This window comes from Pseudomonas sp. PONIH3 (genome assembly GCF_002934345.1).
GTDB classification, from domain to species: Bacteria; Pseudomonadota; Gammaproteobacteria; order Pseudomonadales; family Pseudomonadaceae; genus Aquipseudomonas; species Aquipseudomonas soli.
Map to the genome: position 1 here is coordinate 2221054 of NZ_CP026386.1, position 22388 is coordinate 2243441.

At 60.7% G+C, this 22388-nt stretch carries 33 protein-coding genes; 10 read left to right on the top strand and 23 right to left on the bottom strand.

The annotated features are described in order from the left end of the window. Positions 1-108: 108 nt before the first annotated feature. The 23 genes from C3F42_RS10195 to C3F42_RS10295 all read right to left on the bottom strand — a co-directional run bounded on the left by C3F42_RS10195 (position 109) and on the right by C3F42_RS10295 (position 16677). Positions 109-408, bottom strand: coding sequence for a phage tail assembly protein (locus C3F42_RS10195; protein WP_104444375.1), 300 nt, complete (start codon positions 406-408; stop codon positions 109-111). Next, positions 408-755 (bottom strand): phage tail tube protein, encoded by a 348-nt coding sequence (locus C3F42_RS10200; RefSeq protein WP_104444376.1) that lies wholly within the window; start codon positions 753-755, stop codon positions 408-410. Before C3F42_RS10200 ends, C3F42_RS10195 begins: the two co-directional genes overlap by 1 nt. Before the next feature lie 57 nt (positions 756-812). Continuing rightward, a complete protein-coding gene (locus tag C3F42_RS10205) occupies positions 813-2309 on the bottom strand; it encodes a phage tail sheath subtilisin-like domain-containing protein (RefSeq protein WP_104444377.1) in 1497 nt (498 codons plus the stop codon). Continuing rightward, a complete protein-coding gene (locus C3F42_RS10210; RefSeq protein ID WP_218277422.1) occupies positions 2306-2485 on the bottom strand; it encodes a DUF2635 domain-containing protein in 180 nt (59 codons plus the stop codon). The genes C3F42_RS10205 and C3F42_RS10210 overlap by 4 nt, the downstream gene beginning before the upstream one ends. After that, positions 2482-3081: a hypothetical protein gene (locus tag C3F42_RS10215; RefSeq protein ID WP_104444378.1), complete on the bottom strand. Its 600-nt coding sequence runs from the start codon at positions 3079-3081 to the stop codon at positions 2482-2484. Before C3F42_RS10215 ends, C3F42_RS10210 begins: the two co-directional genes overlap by 4 nt. 9 nt (positions 3082-3090) lie before the next feature. After that, positions 3091-3525 (bottom strand): hypothetical protein, encoded by a 435-nt coding sequence (locus C3F42_RS10220; RefSeq protein WP_104445300.1) that lies wholly within the window; start codon positions 3523-3525, stop codon positions 3091-3093. Next, on the bottom strand, positions 3503-3895 hold the full coding sequence (locus tag C3F42_RS10225) for a head-tail adaptor protein (RefSeq protein ID WP_104444379.1): 393 nt from the start codon (positions 3893-3895) through the stop codon (positions 3503-3505). The genes C3F42_RS10220 and C3F42_RS10225 overlap by 23 nt, the downstream gene beginning before the upstream one ends. A gap of 2 nt (positions 3896-3897) precedes the next feature. Next, the gene (locus C3F42_RS10230; protein WP_104444380.1) at positions 3898-4449 is read right to left on the bottom strand and encodes a hypothetical protein; all 552 of its coding nucleotides are present in this window, start codon (positions 4447-4449) and stop codon (positions 3898-3900) included. Between the two features lie 2 nt (positions 4450-4451). Continuing rightward, on the bottom strand, positions 4452-4712 hold the full coding sequence (locus tag C3F42_RS10235; RefSeq protein ID WP_104444381.1) for a hypothetical protein: 261 nt from the start codon (positions 4710-4712) through the stop codon (positions 4452-4454). A 46-nt stretch (positions 4713-4758) separates the two neighbouring features. Next, positions 4759-6081 (bottom strand): phage major capsid protein, encoded by a 1323-nt coding sequence (locus C3F42_RS10240; protein WP_104444382.1) that lies wholly within the window; start codon positions 6079-6081, stop codon positions 4759-4761. 68 nt (positions 6082-6149) lie between these two features. Continuing rightward, complete coding sequence (locus C3F42_RS10245; RefSeq protein WP_218277424.1) at positions 6150-7097, bottom strand: S49 family peptidase; 948 nt, start codon at positions 7095-7097, stop codon at positions 6150-6152. Further along, complete coding sequence (locus C3F42_RS10250; RefSeq protein WP_104444383.1) at positions 7094-8362, bottom strand: phage portal protein; 1269 nt, start codon at positions 8360-8362, stop codon at positions 7094-7096. The genes C3F42_RS10245 and C3F42_RS10250 overlap by 4 nt, the downstream gene beginning before the upstream one ends. 2 nt (positions 8363-8364) lie before the next feature. Further along, the gene (locus C3F42_RS29625; protein ID WP_177410836.1) at positions 8365-8541 is read right to left on the bottom strand and encodes a hypothetical protein; all 177 of its coding nucleotides are present in this window, start codon (positions 8539-8541) and stop codon (positions 8365-8367) included. After that, positions 8538-10370, bottom strand: a complete 1833-nt coding sequence (locus C3F42_RS10255) for a terminase large subunit (RefSeq protein WP_104444384.1) — start codon at positions 10368-10370, stop codon at positions 8538-8540. The genes C3F42_RS29625 and C3F42_RS10255 overlap by 4 nt, the downstream gene beginning before the upstream one ends. Beyond that, positions 10333-10866 (bottom strand): phage terminase small subunit P27 family, encoded by a 534-nt coding sequence (locus C3F42_RS10260; protein WP_104444385.1) that lies wholly within the window; start codon positions 10864-10866, stop codon positions 10333-10335. Before C3F42_RS10260 ends, C3F42_RS10255 begins: the two co-directional genes overlap by 38 nt. A 141-nt stretch (positions 10867-11007) precedes the next feature. Next, entirely contained in the window at positions 11008-11373 is a 366-nt protein-coding gene (locus C3F42_RS10265) for an HNH endonuclease signature motif containing protein (protein WP_104444386.1), read from the bottom strand. Beyond that, entirely contained in the window at positions 11363-11704 is a 342-nt protein-coding gene (locus tag C3F42_RS10270; protein ID WP_104444387.1) for a phage holin family protein, read from the bottom strand. Before C3F42_RS10270 ends, C3F42_RS10265 begins: the two co-directional genes overlap by 11 nt. A gap of 204 nt (positions 11705-11908) precedes the next feature. After that, positions 11909-12370: a hypothetical protein gene (locus C3F42_RS10275; protein WP_256586288.1), complete on the bottom strand. Its 462-nt coding sequence runs from the start codon at positions 12368-12370 to the stop codon at positions 11909-11911. Positions 12371-12380: 10 nt separating this feature from the next. Beyond that, the gene (locus C3F42_RS29335; RefSeq protein ID WP_158659555.1) at positions 12381-12755 is read right to left on the bottom strand and encodes a hypothetical protein; all 375 of its coding nucleotides are present in this window, start codon (positions 12753-12755) and stop codon (positions 12381-12383) included. Between the two features lie 255 nt (positions 12756-13010). Next, positions 13011-15578 carry a bifunctional DNA primase/polymerase gene (locus tag C3F42_RS10280; RefSeq protein WP_104444389.1) on the bottom strand — a complete coding sequence of 856 codons (2568 nt, stop codon included), beginning with the start codon at positions 15576-15578 and terminating at the stop codon, positions 13011-13013. Continuing rightward, positions 15575-15778 (bottom strand): TraR/DksA C4-type zinc finger protein, encoded by a 204-nt coding sequence (locus C3F42_RS10285; protein ID WP_104444390.1) that lies wholly within the window; start codon positions 15776-15778, stop codon positions 15575-15577. Before C3F42_RS10285 ends, C3F42_RS10280 begins: the two co-directional genes overlap by 4 nt. After that, positions 15771-16259 (bottom strand): phage regulatory CII family protein, encoded by a 489-nt coding sequence (locus C3F42_RS10290; RefSeq protein WP_104444391.1) that lies wholly within the window; start codon positions 16257-16259, stop codon positions 15771-15773. Before C3F42_RS10290 ends, C3F42_RS10285 begins: the two co-directional genes overlap by 8 nt. A gap of 208 nt (positions 16260-16467) precedes the next feature. Further along, complete coding sequence (locus C3F42_RS10295) at positions 16468-16677, bottom strand: helix-turn-helix domain-containing protein (RefSeq protein WP_104444392.1); 210 nt, start codon at positions 16675-16677, stop codon at positions 16468-16470. A 116-nt stretch (positions 16678-16793) separates the two neighbouring features. On the opposite strand from C3F42_RS10295, the gene C3F42_RS10300 reads away from it, so the two are divergent. The 10 genes from C3F42_RS10300 to C3F42_RS10340 all read left to right on the top strand — a co-directional run bounded on the left by C3F42_RS10300 (position 16794) and on the right by C3F42_RS10340 (position 22370). After that, positions 16794-17621: a S24 family peptidase gene (locus C3F42_RS10300; RefSeq protein ID WP_104445302.1), complete on the top strand. Its 828-nt coding sequence runs from the start codon at positions 16794-16796 to the stop codon at positions 17619-17621. A 139-nt stretch (positions 17622-17760) separates the two neighbouring features. Further along, complete coding sequence (locus tag C3F42_RS29340) at positions 17761-17922, top strand: hypothetical protein (protein ID WP_158659556.1); 162 nt, start codon at positions 17761-17763, stop codon at positions 17920-17922. After that, entirely contained in the window at positions 17919-18428 is a 510-nt protein-coding gene (locus tag C3F42_RS10305; RefSeq protein ID WP_104444393.1) for a hypothetical protein, read from the top strand. Before C3F42_RS29340 ends, C3F42_RS10305 begins: the two co-directional genes overlap by 4 nt. Further along, positions 18425-18664 carry a pyocin activator PrtN family protein gene (locus tag C3F42_RS10310; protein WP_104444394.1) on the top strand — a complete coding sequence of 80 codons (240 nt, stop codon included), beginning with the start codon at positions 18425-18427 and terminating at the stop codon, positions 18662-18664. The genes C3F42_RS10305 and C3F42_RS10310 overlap by 4 nt, the downstream gene beginning before the upstream one ends. 89 nt (positions 18665-18753) lie before the next feature. Continuing rightward, entirely contained in the window at positions 18754-19254 is a 501-nt protein-coding gene (locus tag C3F42_RS10315; RefSeq protein ID WP_104444395.1) for a hypothetical protein, read from the top strand. Then, positions 19251-19439 carry a hypothetical protein gene (locus tag C3F42_RS10320; protein WP_104444396.1) on the top strand — a complete coding sequence of 63 codons (189 nt, stop codon included), beginning with the start codon at positions 19251-19253 and terminating at the stop codon, positions 19437-19439. The genes C3F42_RS10315 and C3F42_RS10320 overlap by 4 nt, the downstream gene beginning before the upstream one ends. A 266-nt stretch (positions 19440-19705) precedes the next feature. Beyond that, positions 19706-19897 (top strand): DUF4224 domain-containing protein, encoded by a 192-nt coding sequence (locus tag C3F42_RS10325; RefSeq protein ID WP_104445303.1) that lies wholly within the window; start codon positions 19706-19708, stop codon positions 19895-19897. A 14-nt stretch (positions 19898-19911) separates the two neighbouring features. Then, positions 19912-20889: a tyrosine-type recombinase/integrase gene (locus C3F42_RS10330; RefSeq protein ID WP_104444397.1), complete on the top strand. Its 978-nt coding sequence runs from the start codon at positions 19912-19914 to the stop codon at positions 20887-20889. Between the two features lie 30 nt (positions 20890-20919). Beyond that, a complete protein-coding gene (locus C3F42_RS10335) occupies positions 20920-21972 on the top strand; it encodes an ATP-binding protein (protein ID WP_158659557.1) in 1053 nt (350 codons plus the stop codon). A gap of 83 nt (positions 21973-22055) precedes the next feature. Then, complete coding sequence (locus tag C3F42_RS10340) at positions 22056-22370, top strand: STAS-like domain-containing protein (protein ID WP_104444399.1); 315 nt, start codon at positions 22056-22058, stop codon at positions 22368-22370. Positions 22371-22388 lie beyond the last annotated feature (18 nt).

Here is a 22388-nt window from a genome sequence, read left to right on the forward strand (position 1 = left end):
TGATGCGCCACGCGTTTTCCTCGCTCTCGAACAACGTGTCGAGGTTCCAGCCCAGCACCTCACCCGGGGTGGCTTTCCACCACCAGGCAAGGTCGTAGGCCAGCTCGGTCAGGCCGCCGACTGCTTCGAATCTTGGGGCATGAAAAAACCGACGATGATCCAGGCCAGGGTGTTCAGGTCCGACAGCTCCAGTTGGTTGACCGAACTGGCCGGGATCGCGGCGCACACGGCGATGTACTTCGCCGCCGCTTCAAGGTCTACCACCGGGTAACCGTCGCCGCCGAGGTTGTACGGCAGCACCTTGATTGCCCGGCACTCCTGCACGGTCGGGCGGCGCAAGTTCAGTTCTTTGACTTCCTCACCGTGGGCCTGGATCGGGGTTGCGAGTTCGTGGGTTGCGGTAGTCATTACTGCCAGTCTCCTTGGATGCCTTCGAATTTGAGCGAGACCTTGGCGTCATCGCCGGTCACTTTGGTTTCGTCCACCAGGTACGCGCCGCTCAGCACGTACACCGAGCCGTCGGCCAGCTCGGCGGTGACGGTCATGCCGATCCCGTTGGCCAGCTTGGCCCGGGGAAAGTTGGCGGTTTTCACCGCATCGACCACCACGTAGGGGATCAGGTCTTCTTCCTTGAAGAATCCCCGCGTGATGGTTTCGCGCTTCTTGTCCGACAGCGGGCATTCCACGCCGCCGGTGATCACCAGCTGATCGCCGTCGACCTTGATAAAACAGGTGCCCGCGACTTTCTGACCCATAAAGGGCGCTCCCATAAAAAAGCCCGCACTGGGCGGGCTGGGGTTGAACGATGAGGGTTACGCCGCGTCCGGGTACTGCAGGCGGAACTGGTACAGCAGCGCGAACACACGCAGCTGATTCACCAGGTCCGGCGGGAACAGCACACTCAGGCGGTTGGGGTTCTTCGGGTCGCGCTCGACGATCAGGTACTGATTGAACGCCTCGGCGTTCTCGACAATGCCCTCACGCTCCAGCGCGCCATAGGCCGCGATCAGCTCGCCGCGAATCACCTTCGGCGTGACGATGGCCTGGCCGGGACCGAAGCGCGTGCCGTCGTTAGCCAGCTTGTGACGGCCGTACTTACTGGTGATGATGCTGCGCAGATAGCGGATCACGTAGGCCGACTGGTGCAGCGTCTCGCTGTCCAGGTAGGAGTCATCCGGCTGGCCATAGGCGTTACGCTGGTAAGTCGTAACGGCGCGCTCGATGCGGTAGCTGCCGCCGTTGTAGACAGCGGTGGCCATGCCACTGGTCAGCAGCGACTGCCGCTCGGTCAGGGTGAAACGGTCACTTGCCTGCGCCGGGTCGATGCCCGTCAACGCGCCGGTCTGCGTCGGTCGCGCCGGGTCGGCGCTGATGAACACGGCGGTACGTGCCGCCCAAGCCGCCGCCACTTCCCACGCCGGCTGCGGCACGCCGCGCTCGAAGCCATGTACAGAGACGTGCGGGTCGTTGCGCAGGCGCCCAGCGGCGACCAGCTGGCCCAGTGTGCCGCGCTGCGCGCTGTACACATGGCCGTAGAGCTGCTTCGCCCAGGACCAGCGGCCGGCGCTGTCGTCCATGGCGGTTTTCCAGGCACCCAGCGTGTCGGCATCGGTCCAGGGCTGGGCGATGAACTCGAATTCTTCGTCGCCCAGTGCAGCCAGCGCCGCCGATACAGCCGGGGTGCCGGCGCCGTTGGTCATGGCCGTGGCCACCACCGTCAGGCCGGCCGGCGTGGTTTCGCCATTGGCGCGCCCCAGGCGGTTCAGCTGCACCTGGATATCGTTGCCCAGCTCGCCCTTGAACTTGGCCTGCAGGGTGACCACACCAGCGGCGGCCGTGGCCGTCACCGGCAGGTCAAGGGCGGCATTGATGGCCGCCGCCAAGCTGGCCGCCACGGCCTCGGCCGAGGCGCCGACCACCGCATCGGCCCGCACGCGCTGGCCAGCCACGTACAGATTGACCAGGCCGGCGGTGGCCACGCTGCCCGTTACGGTAACGGTGGCGGTCGCGGCCGCGCCGGTGGCCACCTTGAGCGGCAGGCACCAGACCTCGCCGGCCACGTCGATGGCCCGCCAGCGTGCATGCATGGCGGCCAGCATCGAGCCGGTACCGCCGATGTCCTTGGCGTCGCTGGTCTTCGACACCAGCACCAGGCGGCCGATTTCGTCGCTGTCGGCGTCGTCGTTGACCTGGCCCACGATCAGCCGGCGCAGGCTGGACCCGCCGCTGTTGGCCATGGAGTTGTCGACTTCGGCATAGAACAGCGGCACGCGAATGTCGCTCGGGATGTTGCTGAAACTGACGCTCATCGCGCTTTGCTCCCCCGGGTGGTGGTCTTCTGTTCCAGGGCGTCGCCGTCAAGTATGCGGCGCTCCCAATAGGCATCACGGGGCACTGCAGCGCCCTCGGCCGGCAGGTACTTGCCCGGCTGATCCGGCAGCGGGCAATCGCGCCCCGGGGCCGGCTTGAGGTGAATGGTGATCATGGGTTCAAGTCCTCACGGGTAATGAACTCGACCCGCCCGTCTGGCCCAGGGGCGTTGACGTTGGGGTCTTTCAGGGGGTTGAGGAAGTCGATACGGGTGTCGATGCCTTCCAGGGCCGGGAGGCCGGCCAGCTGCCATTCCTGCCAGGTCTGCGGCTTGCCTTCGCCGGTCTGCTCCCAGCGGCCGAGCTGGAAATCGGCATAGAAGCGATAGCGGTAGACCAGGCGGCTGCGGTCGAGCAGCAGCAGCTGACCGCCGTCGTACAACAGCGGCCCCGACTCGTCGTCCGGCTCAAAGCCCACCAGGGCGCGCCACAGCTGGGCGCGCAAGTCGTGTAGCGGATCGGCAACCGATTGCCCCCGCTCGTCGTCGGTTGGCAGCACGACACACACGTCGATGACGTCGCGCACGGCCTGGGTGTAAACGTTCTGCGCTTGCGGCTCGTCGGCCGAGTCGCCAACGGCGATCACATAGGCCGCCGGCGGCTGCATCTGGGCGCTGTCGGCGGTCGGGTCCCAATCCAGACCGCCGGCCACGCGCCCTTCGAAGCCAGGCGCATAGGCGCGCAGCTGCTCGATCACAGGCGTGATTTTCATGTCAGATACTCAGTTGAGCAACGCGGCGGCAAAGGCCTGCTGCAGGATGCGCCGCACCTCATCGCGGCTGTCGGCCAGGGCGTCGGTCATGTAGTTGTCACGGGGTCTGATCCGCCACCCGCCACCCGTCTTGCGGCGCACGCCGTAGTGCAGGTAAGCCGGGTAATACTCCTTCATGCTCGCGGTCTTGTTGGGCGCAACCCGCACCAAAAAGCCCGACCTGGACAGCTTGAAGTTGATCGAATCAGTGGTGGCCCCGGTCCGGTTGACTGGGTAGCCCTCCTGGCCACCGCCGAGCGCCAGATTCATCTGCGCCCGGCCGGTGATCAGCTGACCCACCTTGCGCATGCCGGCGCGGATCTTCCGCTTGTTGAAGGCCTCTTGGTCGAACTTGTCGAAGCCCTCGACGTGCAGATAGCCGTCAATCGAAACGGAGTTGGCCACGTCCACCCCCCGCTGGGACCTCCGGCCCCAGCTCCTCGACCTCGACTACCGACCAGATCTGCCGCCCGGCCAGCTCGCTAGGGCGCTTGACCCGGTAGACCCTGCCTCGCCCGACAAACTCCACATCGGCCTGCAGACCAGGAATGAATCGGCAGTACAAGCGGTGCGTGACCCCGGTCTTGGTCTGCTGGGCATGGGCATATGTCGCCGTACCCAGTGGCTCAACTTTCACCCACCGCATGCAGATGTGGCGAAACTCAGACGCCAAGCTCGGTCCAGCGGTCTTGTCGGTACGCTCTCGCACCTCCATCCGATGGATCAGCTCGCCCGATGCCGGCTCTCGGATGCTTCTCGTAGCTCCCGACGCCATGGCTAAAACCTCGGTGGGACAGTGATGTCCGCCAGTAGGTGATCAACGAAGCTTGACGGAACCTCTGCGAGAGCCTGACCGACGATCAGAACGCCACGGTGGGTAAACGCTGTTTCAGCAGCCATCAGCAACCAGCTGCGCACCCCGGGGTGCGCCTCTAGATCGACGCCGGCTCGGTAGCGGATTCGCAATCTGCCGTCAGGGCGACCATCGGGAAAGGCCAGATAGCTTTCCTTGCCACCTTGGATGAGATCTACAGCACCCTCAAAAGGTGACGAGCCACCGGAATGACCCAGCACCATGACAGATTCGATAGCGACAACCTGGCCAACATCCAGTGAATGGCCTGACGGATAGCTCGCCGGCCAGTCTTCCTCGTAGGTGGCCTCACGTATCGCCGCCCCCGTCCGTGACTCGCCTTGGGCAGTCACACCAGGGATGATGATCTGATCGATCAGCTCGGGCTGCAGATCTTCCGCCTCAGCCCGGCATTGAAAAGCCACCTGGTCCAGTGTCAGCACGGGCGCCCCCGTGTAGGCGATGCGACGCGCCATGATTAAGGCTTATCGTCGTCGGCGTCATTTCCAGCCGCGCCGGCATTCGGTGGAGGCTCGGACGAGGGACCGGGCTGAGGCGGCGCTTCCGGTGGCGGCGCCCCCTTGCCCTTGCCACTCGATTTACCAGCCTTCTTACCTTCGTACAGCTCAGCGCGACCGCCATCGATCAACGATTTCGCGATGTCATCGGGGAAGCCTGCAACCTCTTCCGCGCTGTAGCCCCGCCAGGAGCCAGTGAATTTGATAATTACTTTGTCCATGGATCTTCACCTTCCAGTTACGGCCCCGCTCGCGCAGGGCCAGGGTTTACATGCCCTTGCCCCACTTCACACCAATCGCCACCACGACGCTTTCAACGTGACGCGGGCCGAAGTCGTGCTTAGCAATGACACGCACCAGGGTCTGGTTGCGTTGGAAGGCGCTGACCATGTTGCCCTCGGCGTCCTTGTAGGAAGCCTCGCTGCTGAAGCCGATAGTCAGGTCCATGTCTTCGCCGATCATGCAGTCGGCGAAGTTGACGAAGTAGATCTCCGATTCGTCGCCGTCGGCGCCGAGGTTGGTCGGGATCTGCGTGCTGAGCCCGACCGGGTAGCCCTTCAGAAGGACTTGATCGATCTCCGGGTAGGCTTTGTTGCCATTGCCATCACGCAGCGACTGCAGCCAGCGCAGCACACGCGGAGCCATCAGCCAACCGCAGGACTTCATCTGGACGTTCGCAGCCTCAAGGCGCAGCATCATGCCGCCCAGGAACAGATCGATCTTCTCCAGCGTGAGGTCAGCCACAGCCGGCGCAGGCAGAACGTTGAACGCTGGAGCCCAGTGGCGCAGGCCCTTTGGCAGCACGCCAGAACCGTCCGCACGGATGAAGTGCAGATCCTCGGACAGCCCCATGCTGACGGTCAGGTCGCTCGCCACGATGGCATCAACCCGAGGGTTGACCCCGCTCATGGCCAACAGGTCGTTGGAGATCGGTACGATTGCCGCCGCAGTCTTGGCCGACAGCTTGGTATCACCGAAGGTCATCCCAGTGACCGGGATATCAGTATCGCTGCCGATGTAGCTGACTACGGTGTTGCCGGTGATTCGGGGCATGGTCAGGTTGCCGTTGTTCAGCGGCAGGCTGGTGACGCCCATCTTGCGAACGGTGGAGACAGGTCGCAGCGACTCGATAATGTCGGTCGCGAAGTTCTGCGGCACCAGCACACCACCGGCCCCCGGGGTGACGACACTCAGCGCCATGTGGACATCGGACGGATAGCCACCGTCTTTGGCGAGCTGGGCCGCCATCTGCTGATTGCCCTGCGCAGCTGCAAGCAGCCGGGTCATCTGTGCCATCCCGGTACCGGGCTTGGCTTTCTCGCTGAACGGACCGGAAATACTGCCCCCCGGCGGGCTGGTTGCGCCCTGCGCCGACTCGTTGACCGGCACCGCACTGGCCGCCGCCAGACGCTCGGCCGACTCGGCGCGGCTGATCTTGGCGGTCAGATCGTTGATCTGCGTTTCCAGACTGGTGAATTGCTGCAACTGTTCGGCGCTCAAGCTACCGCCGTCGGCCTCGATCTTCGCCAGGGTTTGAACCTGGGCGACCAGGCCGGCGCGCTCGTTGCGCATTTGAAGTACAAGGGACATGGTGCCTCCTGGGCATAAAAAAACCCGCACGTGGCGGGCCTTGGGATTCGTTGGTACCGCCTGGGCGGTCACATCATTGATTGCATCGCCAACGCTGCGGCGCGAACGCTGATACGGCTCGACTGGCGTGTTGCACGGTTCTGCGCAACAGCACGCGACAGTTCGTCAACGGCGTGCTGCGGGCTCTGCAGGCGATCAGCAAGCCCCGCATTGATTGCGCCCTGCCCGCGATAAAGGCCAGCCTCGGTGGCAATTACCTTGGCAACCGGCAGGCCGCGATACTCAGCGACGGCACTGACAAACATCTGATAGCTCTCCTGCACCAGCTCGTTGAGGAAGGCCAGTGACTGTTCGGTGATGGGTTCGTGTGGAGACAGGTCGTTCTTGTGCGCCCCCGCAAACACCGTGGTCACCTTGACGCCCATCCCCTCCTCCATCTTGGAGCGGTCCATATGGCTGGCAATCACGCCGATGGAGCCAACGCCGCTGGTACGGCTCACCACAAGCTCGCTGCACGCCGAACCGATCAGGTAGCCGCCGCTGTACGCCATGTAGTTGACCAGGCCGGTGATGGGCTTCTGCGCTGTCATCGCCCGGATATCTTCGGCCAGCTCGAACGCGCCCACAGCCGACCCGCCTGGGCTGTCGATATCCAGCACGATGCGCTCGACCAGAGGATCGGCCACTGCGCGCTGCAGCTGGGAGCGCAGCCCTTCGTAGCTGGTCATGGTCTCGCAGGCGTTGATGTGGCTTCCACGACTGACGAGCACGCCACTCACTGGGATAACCTCGACGCCGGTCTGCGCAATGGCGTTGCGGCGTTGCTCATCGGCAAACGCCACACGGTCGACAGGATCGTCGTCCTTCCAGAGCTGGGCCGAGCTGCCGCCGAGGTTGATGATGTTTAGGCTCATGGTCTGATTGGCCCAGCGCACGCCCAGGTCGAGCATGTCCGGGGTAACCAGCAGCGGCTGGTTGAATAGCAGGCTGGATGCCCGCAGGTATTGCTTACTCATTGGGCAAGGATCCTCCCGATCTCGGCGTGCTGAAGTTCCAACTGGGCGCGCACCGTGGGGTTGTTCAAGTCGGGCTGCTTGCCAGCGTCGACCATGTTGAGGGGCTGCAGGTAGATATCGCCGCCCTGTACCGGCGGCATGTTCTCCAGGCGCCGGATGTCGTTCACGCTCAGCCATCCCCACTGGCGACCAATAGCGTAGGCCTCATAACGGCTTTTCTGGTCGCCGCGCAGTAGACCGGACAGGTTGAACTCAATGAAGTAGTCCCGCCGATCCTTGGGCAGCAGGAAGTCGCGCATCATCGCTTGCTCATGGCGCTTCACCCAGGGCAGCAGGGCGAACACCACAAACTGGATCATCAGTTGCTCCAGCGTGTTGTAGTTCGACTTCTCCAGGTCGTTCACCATGGGCAACGGGATCTTGTAGATCCGCGCAATGTCCAGGCCGGTCAGCTTCATGATGCCGACGATCTCGGCATCAACGTTTGTCATGGAAACCGGCTTGAAGGTCATCCCCTCTTGCAACAGGGCGACTTTCTTGGCGTTGTCCATGCCACCGAACTTCTGGCCCCACTGATCAACGATCTTGTCGATGATCCCCTGATCCTTGATCGCGGGAGCTTCGCGGGGACGCTCAATCACACCGGACACGGCCACGCCGTTGGCGAAGCTCTTGCCGGTGTACTGCCGGACGGCCTGGGTCAACCCAATCGCGTCGGCGTGCAGCTCAATGGGCGACAATCCGAGGTAGGGGCTGGTGCCGAACCAGCGCACGTGATGCACCATCCGCATCGGTACCGCCTCGCTGACGCCAATGCGGTAGTACGGGAGCAAGTCGGCACCCTTGAGCACCTGCACCTGATCGTTTTTGAGCGACCAGAGGGCGGTGACATTGCCATCCTCTCGCCGGTCGATGAAACTGAATGCATTCCCTCGCAACCCCGCCGCACCCTGGTGCCGTTCCATGTACTCACATGGCGTTTGAAACGGGTTCGGCTGGTACCGGAGCACGTCGTACAGCGGATGATTGATCGCCGCGTCCCGCTGCCCCTTATCCTTGCGCTGGTACAGCTCCAGCGGTAACTGAGCCACAGTCTCAGCCAGCAAGGTCACGCAGTTCTGCAGGATCGGCAGAGCAAGCGCCGTTTCGGGTGTTACAGCCACACCCGCAGAGGCACGCCCCCGACCGAGCAAGCCACGCCAGAAGCCGCCATCCGCGTTGGTCAGCGTGCCCGCGCCCGAGGCACGCAAGCTGGAAAAGAACATGTTCAGCCCCCTTCCCTTTTAACTTGGCCCGCCGCCGCTTGGTCGGCCAGCTTCGCCCAGACCAGCAGCCCGCTACCGGCAATCATGAATGCGGCCGGCCGGTAAACCATCCAGACGCCCGCGACCAGCAGCGCGAAGCCCAGCAGGCCCGCCAGCCAGGACGCAATTTGCAACTTCATATACCTACCCCTTCGTCGTAAACCGACGTGCCTGACGCCTCGGAAATGTCACCACTGATGCCTGCCGCCATCACAGCAGCGACAATGCCGTCGATCCGGCCCGTGGCTTTGGATTTGTCGACCTTCCGGTTGTTGGCTGGGTCGAACACGATCACCGCGTTGCCTGCGTTCCAAGTCATCACCGGGTTGTCATCGTGCAGCAGGGTTTCGACGACCTCGGTGCTTGTGACCACCTCCGACACGACCTCATAGTCGTCAGCGTCCAGCTCGATGACGTCGGTCGGCTCGGCTTTGCGCCCCAGCAATCGGCGCTCGAACTCATCCACCGCCGGCCCCATGTCTTTAAAGCCCTGGCCGAAGGGCTTCAACTCGGGCAGCGTGATGCCGTTATCGGTCATCAGCTGCAGCAAGTCCTCGATCCGCCAGCGGTCGTAAGCGATCCGCCGCACATCGAAGAAATCGCAGATCGTCTGTAGCCGACGGAGCACGTGCAGCTTGCTGATGGCCCGCCCCGGGGTCGTCTCCAGGTGGCGTTCCTTGATCCACTGGAGGTACGGTACGCGGTCGCGTTTCTCCCGCCCCACCAGGTCCTCGTCAGGGATCCAGAAGTACGACAGGGAGCGCCAGTGCGGGTCGTAGGGCATCGGGCTGAACATCAGCACGAACGCCGTCAGGTCCGTGGTACTGGAAAGATCGAGCCCACCCACGCATGGTCTGTTGCGCAGAACGCGCATCGGCACCCGCTCGGCGGCGCCGCTCCAGATCTCCCACGAAAGCCACGGCGATGTCGCCTGTGTCCATTCGCAGAAGTTCAGGCGCCTGACCACGGCCTCTTTAGCTGGCAGCCCCTTGGCCTCGGCCACCTGCTCGCGCAGGTACTTGCGCCCCGGGATGCCATCGGTTTGCCCCTCAAGGATGTAATCCAAGGATGGGTTGACCTTCGGCCAGCAGGCCTCGTCCTTGAACGGGTCATCCCCCTTATCCAGGGAGCAGATGAAGGCGAAGAACGCATCGTTGTGCTCTTTGCCCTCGCAGATCCGCACGCCCAAGTCGTGATACTGGCCGCACACCGAGCCCTTGTCAGAACCGCTGTTGGTGATCATCACGATCAACGCCCGGCGCCGAAACTTGGTACCGGCCCGCATCATGTTCACGGCGCTGGCGGTCTTGTGTTCATGCAGCTCATCGATCAGCGCCACATGAGGCCGAGGGCCGGACTGGCCGTCGTCGGAGCTGATTGGGCGAAAGAAGCTGTTGGTTGCAGGGTAGAAAAGGTTCCAGACCTTCTCGTCGCGTCCTGATTGGATCAGTCGCCCGGCAAGATGCGGCGCCATGTTCACCATCGCGACCGCATCACGGAACAGGATCTGCGCCTGGTCCTTCTTCGTTGCAGCGGCATACACCTCAGCCCGCTGCTCGCCATCGGCCACCAGACCATACAGGCCGATCCCGGCGACCAGGGGCGACTTGCCGGAGCCCTTGCCGGTTTCGATGTACGCCTGCCGGAAGCGGCGGTAACCATCATCGGTGTACCAGCCAAACAGGCTACCGACGATGAACGCCTGCCACGGTGCAAGGCGAAATGGCATGCCTTCGAAGTCGCCGCCATTCAAACGCAGTACATCTTCGAAGAAGCCGATGGCACGTTGTGCCGCCTCGGCATTCCAGATCAATCCGCGCTCATGCCCGCTTTCCAGATCCAGCAGGTGCCGGCGTGCAGCGTTGCGAACAGCTGGCCCAGCGACGATTGAGCCGACCAGCACCTGGTCAACGAAGGCCTTTACCCGGCAGTCAGCTGAAATACTTTGAGGCTGCGTCTCGTCCTTCATTCGGGAACAGATCTCCTTGCGCCGCCGGGGCGGCTCTCATGTTCCGGCGCGCCAGGGGAGATAATCCGAACTGAGCACCGGCCGCGTTCGCACGCTTCTCGGCGTCGTTGGCCAGCTGCCGCAGCACGTGGGTCTGTTGGGCGCCGGTCTTGAACGTCTGCACCTCGCCGCCCAGGCCATCAGCCGACGCGGTGTTCCGTTCAGCAATCAGCCGCTGAAACCGCAGCCAGTCGCCGTAGGCCTGGCAGTAAGTGGCAAGCGCCATCTGGTCGAGACGCGACACCCAGCCCAGCGCCAGCAGCGCTTCGGTGATGCGGGTCCATTCAGCAGCGGCGTCGCCTGTGAGGAAGTCGGGCATGGGCGGCACGCCAACCGGCACCGCAGGGTCTTTGATTTCGTTCATCAACTGCGCGGGCGAGAGCTTGCTGCGGTTGCCGTTGAGCAGATGCACCGATGCGGGCAGGCCTGGCCGCCCGGAGTTACCGTTTCCGGCCATGGAAACCTCCTATGTCTGATACCCCCCCACCCTCATTTTTCCCGGTTTTGCACACGGAGGTGGGCGAGCGGTCAATGAGAGGGCGAGGGAAAAGTTTTTCACCCCCCTACCCCGGCAGGCCAGGGCGGGCGGGGCGCCGGGTCAGCGCCGGTTCCAGTGGTGGTTCGGGTCTAGGGGCATGCCCGAGGGGCTGCAGCCCGCCACCCGACCGCTGCGCTCCAGCCTCTGCTTCACCGAGTCATGGCACAGCTTGCAGAGCGGCTGCCAGTTGTCCTGATCCCAGAACAACTTCCATGCAGCCCTGGTCTGGTCAGGGTCACCAGCCTCCTTGGCTTCCTGCAGGCGGGGCGCGACCTTGTGGTCCACCACCGTGGCGGCCACCGGGCGATAGGCCGTTGAGCACATCGAGCAGAACGGGTTGGCCGCCAGGAACACCTCGCGGGCCAACCGCCAGCGGTGACCGTACCCACGCGATGCGCTACTGCCCCGCCTTTCGTTACCCTTCATGGCTGGCTGGCGGCACGTCGCATACGCCCAACCGTTTCGCCGCCCAACGTTCATACAAGCCGATAGCCACATCAGCACCCGCCATCGCGGTCAGGCACCCGAACGCTGCGGCCGACCAGAGCGACGCCCCCATCGAATACAGCAGCATGATGGTGGACAACCCGCAAACGATGCAGGCACCCGAGCGCAGCAAGATCCGGCGGAACAGCGCCCAGCCCCGTACACCGGCCTTGTCGGCCCGCCACATTTCACCCGACACACCGCCGACCAGGGAAAGGAAGATCACCATCCAGATTGGCATTTCAACTAACGCTTGTTGCTCGCTGTTCATGTAAGCCTCATTGGCAAAGCACGATGCCGGAAAAAGAAAACCCCGCCGGATGGCAGGGTTCTCAATGCGCCGACAGATCGGAGCGGATTGCACAGCACAGTGCTTGTAGGGGAAGCGCCTAAGCGCACTTTTGATATCGTGGCGACTTTTTACCCTGGACCGGAAAAACCGAAAAGGGGCAATTTTCGGTACTCCGTTTGGACGCTACCTCGGCGCATCTTCGGCGCACGCTCGGCGCATTCCAACCCGACGAACGGTATGCGTGCGGTTCGGCCCTGACCGCACAGCAAGAATCCCCTGCACCTGCAGATGCAGGGCTTTAACCCAGTTGCGATAGGTCCGGTCGGCGTGTTCAGCCAAACCAACCTGGCGCATTTGCTCTCGCACAGGCACCTCATACAGGTAGCGAAATACGGCCAGTCTAGCCAATACCTTGCCACGCTCGTCACGCCGCTCCAGCTCGGCCACTGCAGCGTCGACTTCAGCAGCAGCATGATCTAGCCCAGCGCCCGACACCAATATGCTTGAGCCGGCCCCGCTCCCGCGAGGCGCTGCCCCTTTCCACTCCATGATACTGCCCATCTGACTGCCCAAGCCCGATACAAGCCCGAGCCGGGCGCGCTGCTCGGCCCAATGGCGCATCAACATTTCGACGTCAGCAAGCATCCTCAGCTCCTCAGCGACGGGGGCGACCAAGCGGATACTCTTCCACTTCCTTACGCAGCTCTGCATCGCGGGTGCGCAGAGGCTCGAGCATGGCAACCACTGCCAGATAGTCCGGCAAGCTATCCCTCACCAAAATGCAATCCATCACATCTCCATGCGCGTGAACATGGAAGAGGTAGCTGATGCCTGGCAGAGGCGCGCCAACAACAGCGGGAGCACGTTGATATTGGGCGTAGACATCCCTCGCATCGTCCCAAAGGGAAAAGCCCATTGCGCCGAAGTAGTCATCGCAACTCCAAGACGATTCCCACTCCTGGCCGGAGTACTCATCTAGTGCCTCAGCAACACGTTTCAGTTGTCCATTTTCTACGGTGTAAACAGCCATTTTCTGCCTTCCTACGCTTCTGATTAATGTCGGAACTACTGTCTGAATTCTGTCGGAATGGTTAATCCCTTTAAATTCAATGATTTGATACCCGATTCAGACAATCAGACAGGTATTTTAAGAAAGCCTTACGTATGGGAGTGCGCGCACGCGCACATGAGGACTTTCAAAAACTCTGTCGGAATGTCGGAATGCCCGATTTCATTGGGCGAAGTCTTGTCGGAACGTTGTCGGAATAGTGTCGGAATGTCGGAATCAGAAAGGTCCCGGCGGGGGCAGTACATGGCGGTCGAAAGCCGTCGTAAATTTACGGCACTCCAGCCCGGCCTTGCCAGCCCAATCACGCCCTAAATCGCCCTTCTCAGCCAAGAACGACGGCGTCACATAGATCCGTTTGGTGATGAACTGATCACCCTTCGTGGGGTACCGAATATCTGTTCGTGCTTGCTTCAAGTCCCGCACAGCCTCCTGAGTGAAGTCGCGTTGCCTTCGCTTGAACTCATTCGCGCCGTCGCACCACTTACAGAATGCACGCCACAGATCGTCCTGGGTCACAGCAGCCGTCACCGGGAACTCTGTTTCCCCAGCCAACCAACGACGCACAAAGTACCTTGGCGCCGGAAGGCTTCCGTCAATGAGGCCCTGCTTTTCCTCGTTGAGTGGTGGCTTGGTATGGGGGCTGAATCCCGTCAAATCAAGGCTCATGAGATATTCATAGAATGCCGCGATGCCTCCCGATTCAATCTCATTCACCAGGGCTTGGAAGTATTCCTTTGGCGGCACTCGATCCACGTACAGCACGAGATAGCGCCGATCACCATCATCCAACGCCAGCGGCACCGTAGAATTGGAGAGAAACACGAAGTTAAGGTGATTCTTCTCTTCCCTCACCGGCATATTTTTCTCGTTGATCTGCAGCGTCTCCCCCGTAACCAGGTGCTTCAGCACACCCTTGTAGTGGCGCATCTCTTCACGGCTCACGACTTCTTCAGCCAACGCGAACAGCTTGCGACTTTGCCACCCAGTAAACTGGCTCTCCAACTGCGCTTGCCCGATGGTGGTTCCATAGGCTCCATAGATCTCACGGACGACCTTTTCCCATAGCAAGCTCTTGCCCGGGCCTTCGGCACCAAACATCACCACCGCAGTGGCCATTTTCGCGCCTGGGTTCTGTAACGGATACGCGATCCACTTCAACAGAAACCGATACTCATCAGCGCGGTTGTTGCACAGCAGCCCCAAGTGCTTGAGGATCAGCTGGCAGCCTTCCTGTCCACGCTCATCACGCTCAGCATGGAACCCATCGAAGAGGTTCAGCATCATCGGGCTGCAAGTCTCGGTGGGATCAAAAACCACATCCTGCGCCATACGGCGATGCTCACTCTCTTGCCACCATTTGTATGAGGTTCGCCCTACCGCTTCGCGGATAGCGGACAGCTTGATCATGCGCCCCCGAACACAGTCCCAGGCGACATCAGATCCATAGATCACCACGAAGTCACGCAACAACTCCTGCTCAGTGATTCTGAAGCCCCCCGAGCCCCCCGGTGCGTGTGCGCCCATCTGCTCGCTATCCTCCGGCCACTCCCGAGAAGGGGCGTCGGGAAGAGACTCAAAGTCCGCCGCCGCATGCGCTGGCTCTGACGCCGTCTTGGGTTCAAGCGAAACGCACCCATTGGCAGGGGCGCGGGGAAGGTCTTTCGCGGACGATCTTGCCTCTCCCAGCGGAGGTGGAGATGGGGGCTGCGTCGAACCGCTCAGGCCGAGCTGGCGGGCAGCCTCTCTCGTGGCAGTGCGAACATCACCACCATGTTCCAGGATGCAGAAAACGTCGAAAGCATCGTTCCTGTGACCATTAGCCAACGGGTCAGATGTGTGGTGCGAATAGAGCTTGCCATCGGTGATGGTCACACCAGGCTCGCCGCTACTGCTCTGCGGGCACAGCCATTTGCCATCCATGCGTTTGTACCCATGAGCCTCGATCAGAGTCGCGATATCGTGGCAACGGTTGAACTCAGGAATCACCTCAGGCAGCACCTGACCAGGTGCGACCGCTGCACGAGCCCGAGGCGGCACTTGGCGAGAAGACACCACAGCCCTTGGACGCCATGGGCAAATTTCCTCAGCCTGCGGTTTGAACTCGTCCCATCCCTGCCAAATTGCCAGTAGCTGGGCCGGAAGCTCGGGCAGGCCAGCTGCATCAGGACGGGTACGCCAGACGTAGGGCTTACCTGTGCCCGGATGAATGGACGGAGGCAGGACGTCCTGCACAAGCCCGCCTCTCAGCTCGAAGACAGTGACTTTCTTGAATGGATCAGCAGCCAATCGGAATGCCGCCTCTCGCGCAGCATCGCCATCATCGCTCGCAGCCTTCACCTGCGCCATGAGGCCCTTGTAGATGGTGCCATCAGGGTCATTTTTGTTCGGCCACACCAGGGCATGACGACTCAGTTCTACGCCATCCGGCACGCGAAACATCACACGGAACCGTGCCGGGTTGCCCACGGTTGTCGGGAAAGCAGCCGCAAGTGCGTCGACGTCGAGGCCAAGGGTCTGGCTTAGAACCAGTCGGGTCAGCTCGACATCATCGACATCAAGCGAGCAGATCCGACTCGGCCCAAGCACCACCCCAAGGTTGTGGTTTGGGCGCATCGTCCAGAAAGCCGCAGCAGCGTCTGCGTCAGTGATGTAGCCTCCAGGCTTGTTCCAACCGCTACCCTTCGGCCCCTTTTCCCCCGGTTCGATAGGAACCAGAGCCAGACCGAAGGTTTCAATGTAACGCCGCGCCCAATCAGAGGTGGTCGAAGCTGGGCGCTCGCTCATCGACGACGCTCCCGCAACTCTTGGCAATCCACACAGGTCTCACAACCCACAATCGACAGCTGACGAGCTGCGGGGATCGGCTCGTCGCAATCCACGCAGCTCTCCGCGCTTGGCTTCTCAGGAAGCCGCGCAAGGCGCTGCAACGACAGCTGCAGGAAGTATTCGGCTTGATCGTTGGCAAAATCGACGGCGTCAGCCATGGGTCTGATCCTCCATGGCTTGGCGAGCACCCGCAGTGATCGCGAGCACCTGACGGATCACATCCATCCCGCAGGCCTCAAGCTTCTGGACCTCGTGGGGCTCCCATACGTTATCCGCAGCCCCCTCATGCATGCTGCTGACAAACTGCGCCGCTTCCTCCAGCAGTTGGCCCACGGCCTTCAGCTGTTCGTTAGTCGCTGGAACCGGCTGCGGGCGGTACCAGACCACTCCAGCTGCCCGACCCAGCGCATCAAGCACGCGCTTGTCTGAGGTCCACTGCAGCACCTCTTCAAGCTCGTCAGGGTTGAGCCAGCGGCGCTCTTCGTCGTGCTTCAGCTTCTTCTGAAGGGCATCCAAGTCCATGCCCATGTTGAATGCGAGGGTAGTGATACCCCCCTTGTATTCGCGACCTGCGCGGTAGAGCGCGTGCCGGAGGGAAAGGGCCGGACCGGCGTCCGGCAGAGTGTCGATGCGACTCATAACCGTTAATCCTCGGTTAACGGTGTAGCCTTGGGAGCGGGCAAGCCCTATCCTACGACCACGACCGTTGTGTGGTGCTTAGCGTGCTGTGCGGGCACTTCATGCGGTTCTAGTCATCCGGCCATTCTTGTGGTGAGAGGGCGCCGGATGGCGGGGGTCAAACACTGGGCTGGGGATTCTTGTGGTGAGAACCCTGGCCTAGTGATCCTTACTTTTCCCTTCGTTTGCGCCGCCCTCCTATCTGGCGGATCTCGATGAACTCATAGCCTCCGTGCCCATCACTGCGTACGCGGATATCTCTTTTCGAACTGAGCATCTGCGATACCGCGCTTTGCGAAACCCCAAGCAACTCTGCAAGCCGGGGTTGCGTCTTCCCCTCCGCGAAATCGCGAAGGGATAACCCAATGCTGTCTTCCATCCCTAAATCCTCAATGAGGTATGGCGAGAGATATTAGCGTGACTTCTTTTTATGAGCAACAAGGAAAGACGTACCACTGTTTTGATTTAAGCAGCCACGCTTATACATTTCGTCACATGACACACGAGATCCCCCAAGGCCATAGCGCCCCAGCACACCGCGAGGCCGACGAAGCCATTCGCAAGGAAGAAGCGGATCGCCTCAAGAAGATCTATCAGGAGCGAAAGCGCTCGGATCCGAGCCTGAACCAGGAACGGATTGCAGACCTGTGTGGCTGGTCTGGCCAAAGCGTGGTCAGTCAGTACATGAATGCCAAGATCGGCCTAAACCTTCCGGCCCTGCTCAAATTCGCCAGCATCCTGGCCTTTGACCCTGCCGAAGTAAGTCCACGCCTGGTAGAACAGCTCTCTCTGGCCGATCCGGCGAAGCAACAAGCCCCAGGCCACGCACAGGCACCGTCGGATCGCCACATCGCTCTGGACCCAATCGAGGTTTGGGATGACGAGACACCGCTTGGGCCCGACGAGGTTGAAATCCCGTTCTTTCAAGAGGTGGAGGTATCCGCCGGTACTGGATCTGCAGTGATGCTCGAAACGAATGGCAGGAAGCTTCGCTTTGGAAAGCGGACCCTGCAGCGCAAAAACGTAGACCCCTCGACCGCCGGCTGCGTACCTGTGAAAGGGAACAGCATGGAGCCTGTGCTACCCGATGGCAGTACTGTAGGCGTCAACACTGACGCCAAGAGCGTTGTAGATGGCAAGATGTATGCCCTCGACCACGATGGCCTACTGCGCGTGAAGCTGCTCTATCGCCTCCCCGGCGGAGGAATACGACTGCGCAGCTACAACGCTGCCGAGTACCCGGACGAGCACTACGACAGCGCATACTGGAGTGAGCACATCCGCATTATCGGACAAGTTTTCTGGTATTCCGTCCTCCTGTGAGGTCGAGAAAGACCACAAAAGACCGCTTCGGCGGTCTTTTTTTTGAAGAGAAAAAAGCAACACTCATCCAAAAAAGATTGACACCTCATATTAGCTTTACTAATTTCTCAAGCCGTAGCCCTCACCACAGGAAATCGCTATGGCACACGCACAGCACACCCAAGGGGGCAAGGTCTACTTGCACCCCACCACCTGCACCCGCCCCGCAATTGTCGACGCATTCCAGCGCCGCACTGGCCTGCGGTTGATCGTCACCTCCACTGGCCTGGTACGCGCAGTACCCACAGGAGGTGACGCGTGAGCGAATTCACCATCCCCCTGCGTCGGGTCATGCTGCTGCAGAAAACGCTGGAAGAAGGTGGAACCGCCGCCTGCCCAATGCGCCGCCCCGAAACCACTATCAACGCGCAGATCGAGGTGGAGAACGACGACCGCACACACCACCTCAAGGCGAATTTCGGGCCTTTCACCGGCTCGATCACCCTGCAGCGTGGCGACTCCGCCAAGTACATGGCCCTACGGGACTTCCTTGAGGAACTGGCCAACGACGGAGCCAGCCCGGCCGAATTGTCGCTGCAAGCCATTGCCCTGATGGAGGCCCAGGACTGCGTCAATAGCGTGATAAGCGCAAATCAGATCGCCTACGTCATCCCAACCATTACCCCTGCCCGCCCCTACGGCGCCGTCGTAACCGACGACCAGGGCGAGATCCACGCGGCTGCCACAGGCACCTGCAAGCAACATCTTGCAGACGCCGTGCGCGCCCAGCTCAGGCCCTCCCCCGAGGGGTATGGGGAGACCCCATGAGTAGAACGCTGGACCAGCTACGCACCCAATGGACGACCCCCTGCCCAACGCTGACCGCTGTGCGAGAGCACTACTTTCCGCACATCAAGACGGACCGCCGGTTCAGGGAGCTGATCCAGAAAGGCGAGATCAAGCTAGCGCTCAAGAAGCTGCATAGCTCAGCACGAGCGCAATACGTGATCTACCTACACGACCTGGCCGACTACCTCGACCAGCAACACAAGCAGTCTGCGTAACCAGGCGGCCCCGGCCATCAGGGGCATCGCATCCAGCACCAGGCCACCACCACACTCCGGCCGAAGCTGGGCACTACGGAGCACAGCACATGCAACCGCACCAACTAGTCCTCTCCATGGGCATCCTTTGGCTTGCCACCTTGATCGTCGCGCCATACCTGTTCTCGAAGGCCCGCAGCCGCGCCTTCAACCGTGGCGTGGAGATCGGCAAAGAACACCATAGAGCCGACCTCAGACTGCAGTTGAAGACCCTCCGAGACGAACTGGACGAGACTCGCATCCAGACCGAGGCAGACCAGCGTAAACACCATCTGGCCGTGGCCTCGCTCAAGCGGACCATCACCGAGCTCGAAGAGCGGATCATGTCCTACACCGGCATGCCCGTGACAAGGGCCGACTACGACCTGATGATCAGCGCTGTCGAGACACTGGCCCTGGCTGAGAAAACGTTGAAGGTCGTCCAGGGGACTGAGCCATGGTGCAAGCGGGCCCTGCAACAGCGACAGGACATCCAGGCTCTTGCAGTGCGCGTGCACCATCAACTGCGTAGCACACCGGCCAGCGCCGCAACAGCGGGGGCTGCAGCATGAGCGCCCACGACCGTCCCCAATCTGACGCCGAACACAACGCAGTCGCTTGGCTCGGCCATGCCGGGCTGTACCGCACTCGACTGGAAGCCGTGCAGAACGGCGAGCAGCACCTGGAACCAGTTTCTGCCGACGAGCTGTTCGAACTTGCACGCAGCCACGTTCGCGAGGGCTACATCCATGCCTAACCCAACACGCACCTGGCAACTGATCAGCTTGATTCTGGCGTGCGCACTCATCGCTGCACTAATCCAGCTGCACCAGCCTGCGCCTGTAAACAAGCAAAAAGGCACGTTACCGACCGTTAACAAAATGACCGGCTACGAGCACCTGGCCCTGAGCCCGAATGCGCGTCGCGCTCATGAGAGGTATTCGCTGTGACGGTAACGAACATCACAAGCGGTGAGATCAAGCCCCACCCAGGCGCTGGGTTGGCGTCATGACCGACCAGACAATGTTCATGACACCGGATGAGGTAGCCGAGATGACTGGCTACCTCCGTCCCAAGGACCAAGCACGCTGGCTACAGGCCGAAAAGTTTGGATTTGTGATCGCTGCCAACGGTAAGCCGAAGGTGTTGAGACAGGTTGTGCTCGCCCGCTTAGGCGGGCATGCCGAGAAGAAAGGACCGGAACTACGGTTCTGATAGAGGGACGACCGATGAGGCCGCGAAAGAAGGACAGGCACCTACCTCCGTGCATGTACATGAAGCACGGGGCGTACTACCTGGTGAAGAAGGGGAAATGGGAGCGCCTGGATAACGACTACCAGGGCGCTCTAATGGCGTACGCCAAGATCATGGGTGGCAAGAACCAAGGTGGAATGCCGAAACTGATAGACGACGCGCTTGACGCGATGCGGGCGCGGCTTGCAGAGAACACCGTGAAGCAGTACGAGGCCGCCGCAGAACGACTGAAAAAGAACCTGGCAGAGTTCGAACCGCGCCAGGTACTGCCACGCCACGTAGCAGCACTCAAGCTGCACATGTCTGACACCCCCAACATGGCAAACAGGGTCATATCGTTCCTGCGCATGGTGTTCGCCTATGCTCTGGAGCAGCAAATCGTCGACTCGAACCCCTGTACCGGCATCAAGCGACACACCGAGAAGAAGCGTGATCGATACATCACCGACAAGGAGTTCGGTGCGATCTGCGCTGCAGCCTCACCCTACATTCGGTCCATTATTGAGATGTGCTATCTCACCGGCCAACGGATCGGCGACGTACTGGCCATCAAGCTGTCAGACATTAGTGAGCAAGGCATAGCCTTCGACCAGCAGAAAACCGGGGCCAAGCTCATCGTAGGCATGACACCTGACCTCGAAGCCCTGATCGCCAGGGCAAAGGCCTTGCCCAGAACCGTGCGCGGGGAAACGTTGTTCTGCACCCGCGGCCGGGGCAAACCAGTCTCGTATGAGACCATGAAGGATGCATTCAGGAAGGCTTGCCTAAAGGCAAACGTCACCGGTGCGACCATCCACGACCTCCGGGCGAAGTCGCTCACGGACACGGACAAACAAGGGAACGACGCACAAAAACTCGGCGGCCACACCGACGCCCAAATGACCAAACGTTATCTGCGGCTGCGAGAAATTGACGTAGCCCAGCCCCCAAAAATGCCGAAAAATGGCTCCTGATGCCACGCGTCGGCTGGCTTGGGTGTTAGCTTGCAATTCATTGAAACCGTGCTGGCATATCGATATAGTCACTCGCCCAAAAAATCAATCAAGGATCAGAGTGTGCTGGGACTGAAAGAGGCCAACTCGGAAAGCGCGATTCATTTCCCCAGAACGCTCAGCGATTCGGATCCTGAGGCGCTTTTCCGCTTCTGTGCTAGCCTCAACGGCCCAAGCGACGTGGTTCTTGATGCTAGCGAGCTAATGTACATTGATCCTCTCGGCTTAGCAGTGCTGAGAGCAACCTTGGAATGCCAGCCGGAAGGCAAAACGTTCCATGTGAGGTACATGCAGGCCCACATGATTCGTCATTTGGTGAGGATGGAATTCTTTTCTGGCCTCAGCGTCGACGGGATCGACGTCCAAACGGGGAGAAACCCCCAAGGAGAGCCTGATCATTGCGTTGAACTGCGAAAGGTCAATCAAGGTCAATCTGAGCAGATTGCCTCTCTGTTGATTCAAGCAGTCACAGGCCTTGTTCAGGGCGATACCGAGCAGGCCATGGATGCGGTCCGCCGCCCCATCGAGTACGCACTCAAAGAGCTTCTCGAAAATTCGCTGTCTCATGCGAAAAAGGAAGGAAATCTGGGCTCGTCAGTCTGGGTGGCGTGCAAATATTCCCAGTCCAATGGAGAGGTGCGCCTTGCTATAGTGGACAACGGATGCGGTTTTCTTGCCACCCTGCTGAACCATCCACAGCTGGCCGAGCGTACGGACGCAGAAGCCATTAGGGCAGCACTGATCGCCCGGGTTAGCTGTAATCGTGGCCCAACCATTGGCTATGACGTTGATAGCCAAAATCAAGGAGTCGGATTGACCACCACCGCTAGAATTGCTTATGCAGCAGGTGGATATCTGGTGGTCGCTAGTGGAGAAGCTTGGCTCCGAACGAATTCTGAGGACGCTCATTCGTTAAGCGGAGCCCCCTGGAAAGGGGTGGCGATCTCATTCCACTGCAGCCGTGACCAGCTGCCGAATGTGAACATCCCATCCTTGCTTCCTGCTGTCGAAGGTGATGCAGACGGGGAAATTAGCTTCGACTGAATTTGCTTAGCTGGAGCCCCTAGCTAAAATTTCTACTGATGCGTACGATAAAAATCTGCGCTGATAATGCCGAGGAAAGCGTTATGCAAACTCTGATCAATCTAGCGTTGGGCGCTGAAAGCATCCGAACGCTGGGAATGAGAGCCTCTGCGACACCGATTCGAAAGGAAATCGAACGGTGCCTCCAAGAAGGATCCATTATCGCCATCGACTTTTCGGGCAAGGACGCGACCCAGTCCTTTGTAGACGAACTGATTGGCGGTTTGATTCTGCGCCACGGGCGTGCCGTACTGGGTCAGCTGTCATTCAAAAATTGTTCCGATGATGTGAAATCCATCATCAAATTCGTTGTGAATGATCGCGTCCATCAGATCGAAAGTGAGCGAGCAATCGCCTGATAGGTGTGAACCCTCACC

Coding starts and splice junctions, on each gene's coding strand:
- C3F42_RS10195 (WP_104444375.1), bottom strand. CDS start 408: ATGACTACCGCAACCCACGAACTCGCAACCCCGATCCAGGCCCACGGT.
- C3F42_RS10200 (WP_104444376.1), bottom strand. CDS start 755: ATGGGTCAGAAAGTCGCGGGCACCTGTTTTATCAAGGTCGACGGCGAT.
- C3F42_RS10205 (WP_104444377.1), bottom strand. CDS start 2,309: ATGAGCGTCAGTTTCAGCAACATCCCGAGCGACATTCGCGTGCCGCTG.
- C3F42_RS10210 (WP_218277422.1), bottom strand. CDS start 2,485: ATGATCACCATTCACCTCAAGCCGGCCCCGGGGCGCGATTGCCCGCTG.
- C3F42_RS10215 (WP_104444378.1), bottom strand. CDS start 3,081: ATGAAAATCACGCCTGTGATCGAGCAGCTGCGCGCCTATGCGCCTGGC.
- C3F42_RS10225 (WP_104444379.1), bottom strand. CDS start 3,895: ATGGCGTCGGGAGCTACGAGAAGCATCCGAGAGCCGGCATCGGGCGAG.
- C3F42_RS10230 (WP_104444380.1), bottom strand. CDS start 4,449: ATGGCGCGTCGCATCGCCTACACGGGGGCGCCCGTGCTGACACTGGAC.
- C3F42_RS10235 (WP_104444381.1), bottom strand. CDS start 4,712: ATGGACAAAGTAATTATCAAATTCACTGGCTCCTGGCGGGGCTACAGC.
- C3F42_RS10240 (WP_104444382.1), bottom strand. CDS start 6,081: ATGTCCCTTGTACTTCAAATGCGCAACGAGCGCGCCGGCCTGGTCGCC.
- C3F42_RS10245 (WP_218277424.1), bottom strand. CDS start 7,097: ATGAGTAAGCAATACCTGCGGGCATCCAGCCTGCTATTCAACCAGCCG.
- C3F42_RS10250 (WP_104444383.1), bottom strand. CDS start 8,362: ATGTTCTTTTCCAGCTTGCGTGCCTCGGGCGCGGGCACGCTGACCAAC.
- C3F42_RS29625 (WP_177410836.1), bottom strand. CDS start 8,541: ATGAAGTTGCAAATTGCGTCCTGGCTGGCGGGCCTGCTGGGCTTCGCG.
- C3F42_RS10255 (WP_104444384.1), bottom strand. CDS start 10,370: ATGAAGGACGAGACGCAGCCTCAAAGTATTTCAGCTGACTGCCGGGTA.
- C3F42_RS10260 (WP_104444385.1), bottom strand. CDS start 10,866: ATGGCCGGAAACGGTAACTCCGGGCGGCCAGGCCTGCCCGCATCGGTG.
- C3F42_RS10265 (WP_104444386.1), bottom strand. CDS start 11,373: ATGAAGGGTAACGAAAGGCGGGGCAGTAGCGCATCGCGTGGGTACGGT.
- C3F42_RS10270 (WP_104444387.1), bottom strand. CDS start 11,704: ATGAACAGCGAGCAACAAGCGTTAGTTGAAATGCCAATCTGGATGGTG.
- C3F42_RS10275 (WP_256586288.1), bottom strand. CDS start 12,370: ATGCTTGCTGACGTCGAAATGTTGATGCGCCATTGGGCCGAGCAGCGC.
- C3F42_RS29335 (WP_158659555.1), bottom strand. CDS start 12,755: ATGGCTGTTTACACCGTAGAAAATGGACAACTGAAACGTGTTGCTGAG.
- C3F42_RS10280 (WP_104444389.1), bottom strand. CDS start 15,578: ATGAGCGAGCGCCCAGCTTCGACCACCTCTGATTGGGCGCGGCGTTAC.
- C3F42_RS10285 (WP_104444390.1), bottom strand. CDS start 15,778: ATGGCTGACGCCGTCGATTTTGCCAACGATCAAGCCGAATACTTCCTG.
- C3F42_RS10290 (WP_104444391.1), bottom strand. CDS start 16,259: ATGAGTCGCATCGACACTCTGCCGGACGCCGGTCCGGCCCTTTCCCTC.
- C3F42_RS10295 (WP_104444392.1), bottom strand. CDS start 16,677: ATGGAAGACAGCATTGGGTTATCCCTTCGCGATTTCGCGGAGGGGAAG.
- C3F42_RS10300 (WP_104445302.1), top strand. CDS start 16,794: ATGACACACGAGATCCCCCAAGGCCATAGCGCCCCAGCACACCGCGAG.
- C3F42_RS29340 (WP_158659556.1), top strand. CDS start 17,761: ATGGCACACGCACAGCACACCCAAGGGGGCAAGGTCTACTTGCACCCC.
- C3F42_RS10310 (WP_104444394.1), top strand. CDS start 18,425: ATGAGTAGAACGCTGGACCAGCTACGCACCCAATGGACGACCCCCTGC.
- C3F42_RS10315 (WP_104444395.1), top strand. CDS start 18,754: ATGCAACCGCACCAACTAGTCCTCTCCATGGGCATCCTTTGGCTTGCC.
- C3F42_RS10320 (WP_104444396.1), top strand. CDS start 19,251: ATGAGCGCCCACGACCGTCCCCAATCTGACGCCGAACACAACGCAGTC.
- C3F42_RS10325 (WP_104445303.1), top strand. CDS start 19,706: ATGTTCATGACACCGGATGAGGTAGCCGAGATGACTGGCTACCTCCGT.
- C3F42_RS10330 (WP_104444397.1), top strand. CDS start 19,912: ATGAGGCCGCGAAAGAAGGACAGGCACCTACCTCCGTGCATGTACATG.
- C3F42_RS10340 (WP_104444399.1), top strand. CDS start 22,056: ATGCAAACTCTGATCAATCTAGCGTTGGGCGCTGAAAGCATCCGAACG.